Source organism: Candidatus Termitispirillum reticulitermitis (assembly GCF_054655775.1).
Genome location: NZ_BAAIHG010000113.1, coordinates 1 through 2,466, shown reverse-complemented (window position 1 = coordinate 2,466; position 2,466 = coordinate 1). Strand labels below are relative to the sequence as shown.

1 protein-coding gene is annotated in these 2,466 nt (G+C 44.3%); it reads right to left on the bottom strand.

All coding sequences use genetic code 11. From position 1 onward, the window contains the following. Positions 1-53 precede the first annotated feature (53 nt). A partial coding sequence (locus AC1MDJ_RS07525) for a flagellin N-terminal helical domain-containing protein (protein WP_479690306.1) occupies positions 54-2,466 on the bottom strand: 2,413 nt, incomplete at its 5' end.

The window sequence follows — 2,466 nt, the reverse complement described above, 5'->3', positions numbered from 1 at the left end:
ATGGAGTGTTTGTCAAGAGGCATATTCTAAAAGAGCGTTAGAGCAGCTTTCATCTACCTTCCTATCAATTGCAGAGCCAGTTGTGGCAATTGGTTAGCTTGAGCTAGCATAGCCACTGCTGCGTTCACTATGATTTGGTTATTGGTAAATGAAGATGATTCTGACGCTACATCTAGGTCTCTTATGCGAGACTCTGCTGCTATAGTGTTCTGTTTCGTCACTCTAATATTATTCTGTGCGTATTCCAGCCTGTTTATTTTCGCCCCAATGTTTGAACGAGCACTATTCACTCGCTCTAATGCTGTATCTATCTTGCTTAATGCTCTCTGCGAATCTTCCATAGTGACTACATAGACATCATCTATCTCAAGTGCAATAGTATCCATACGCCCTATGGTAATATCTATATATTGCCCCTCGTCCGAACCTGTCTGCACTCTGGTAGAATTATCAACTATATGTAAATATACAGGCTTAGTAGCATCAGGGGTAAATATAACCTGTCCTGTTGTAGCGTTAAAACTTGCCTTCACTCCAATATCAGACGCAAACTTTATATCAACCCCCTTTATAACTCCTCGTAGCATAAAGTCCGATACCGTGTCGCTGCCTACTAGTCTGCCCGTGTGCGCATCAGACACTGTTGCATTTATGCCACTAGCCTCTGCTTTCTGTATAGTTGATATGCCCAGCGCATTTAATAACGCCTCATCTCCTGCAAACCTTAACTCTGATGCTCCCCCTGTTAGTGCAGTCTGCAAAAATATAGTGCCGGCAATCGCATAATTGCCCACTCCCCCACTGGTGGTGGTGGCTGTATTAGGCTCAACAATCTTAACGAGATTATCAACAGATATGTCCCCTGCCATACCTAACAAACCTATCGCATCGGCTAGCTTCTTGACTAAATCAGCAACAGTATCTTCTCCCTCTATGTATACGTCAACATTCTTATTATTCCCATATATGCTTAACGTCTGCGTATTGTCTAATAGCTTTTTGCCATCATCGTTACTAAATACATATCTGCCACCAGCAGTAGCATCCTTCAACTTGACATCTGCTGGTGTCGTCACTATCCAGCCCCAAGTGCCGCCTATCTCATCCTCCGGCACGTTCCAGTCCCTATCCCAACGAATCTTTATCTCCTTGAATTCCCCATTCTCTATAGTCATAGCTGTGAACTCAACGTGACCAAAAGGGTCACGAACATCCCAGAATACCTGCGGGATAACATTGCCACCAGCAGTATTCGTTCCATTAGGCACGTCAATTTCTATGCGAACATTCTTGATACCATCCATATTCGCAGGATTGATATTCCAGTTGGTGGTTGGACTAATCCAATTACCGTGTTGCTTAACCTCAACATCAGGGCTGTTTGTTTGATAGTATAAAAGTGCTTTGTCGCCAACAGCCATACTATTAACATCATTTAAGTTAAAAAAAGGTTGAAGGTAACTCCAGTCTCCATTAGGTTTCTGTACCATAATAGTTGTTCTATACTGTATGCCACCACCAAAGCTATACTCACCCAATAGAGAAGGATAGTGTTTTGTTCCGTCAGCGGGGTCCATATAGTAGACGCGAATAAATTTGTTGGGGTCGCTACCCGAACCTGATGTCCTGTATGCCCTTGTTCCATCAGCGAGGTTTATGAAATCAGAGCTGGGATTAAGAGCAGCATATGAGGAGGATAGTGTGTGCACACCATCTACGGCATCACTACCGGAAACCATTTCAAGTGCAAAATAATAGCCTGAACAGTTCTGATAGGCATATTCGTATGGAGTTAGATTAGGGTATATTACCGCAGGAGCACCATCTTCGTAGATTGTAAAAGCTCCAAAGGTTGCTTGTCTCTCTAATACCTGTAATCCAACGGCAACATTTGTATGAAGCCCGCCAGTCGTCGGCACCGCCCAGTTGGAAATGTTAATGGGAGTCGGCACTATATGTACCGTATCATCGTTCACGGTGAACTTCACTGCTTCGTTATCCAGCCCCTCTACTACAACATTCGTTATCCCCTTAGGGTAGCTGAGACGTTTCGTATAGTCCATCAGCTGTGCTGTCTGATAGACTGCATTCTCCCCTGCCGTAGTGCTAAATGTTAGCTTGTAGTCTCCTGATACAGGGGCACTCCTGAATATAACATCAACATCATCGCTCGTTGCCGACCATAAACCTGCAGCATCGCCTGATAATAACCTCTTGGTATTAAACTCCGTTGCGTTTGATACCCTGTTAATTTCCGCCTTGAGCTGCTCAAACTCTTTTTGCAGCTCCCGTCTATCATTACTCGTATGGCTACCATTGCCCGCCTGATTCGCAAGCTCACGCATACGTTGTAGCATATCGCCTATAACTTCCATGCCGCCATCTGCTGTTTGTAAAAATGAAACGGCGTCCTGCGCATTGTTTGCAGCCTTAGTCAATGCACTAATCTGTGTCCGCAACTTCTCC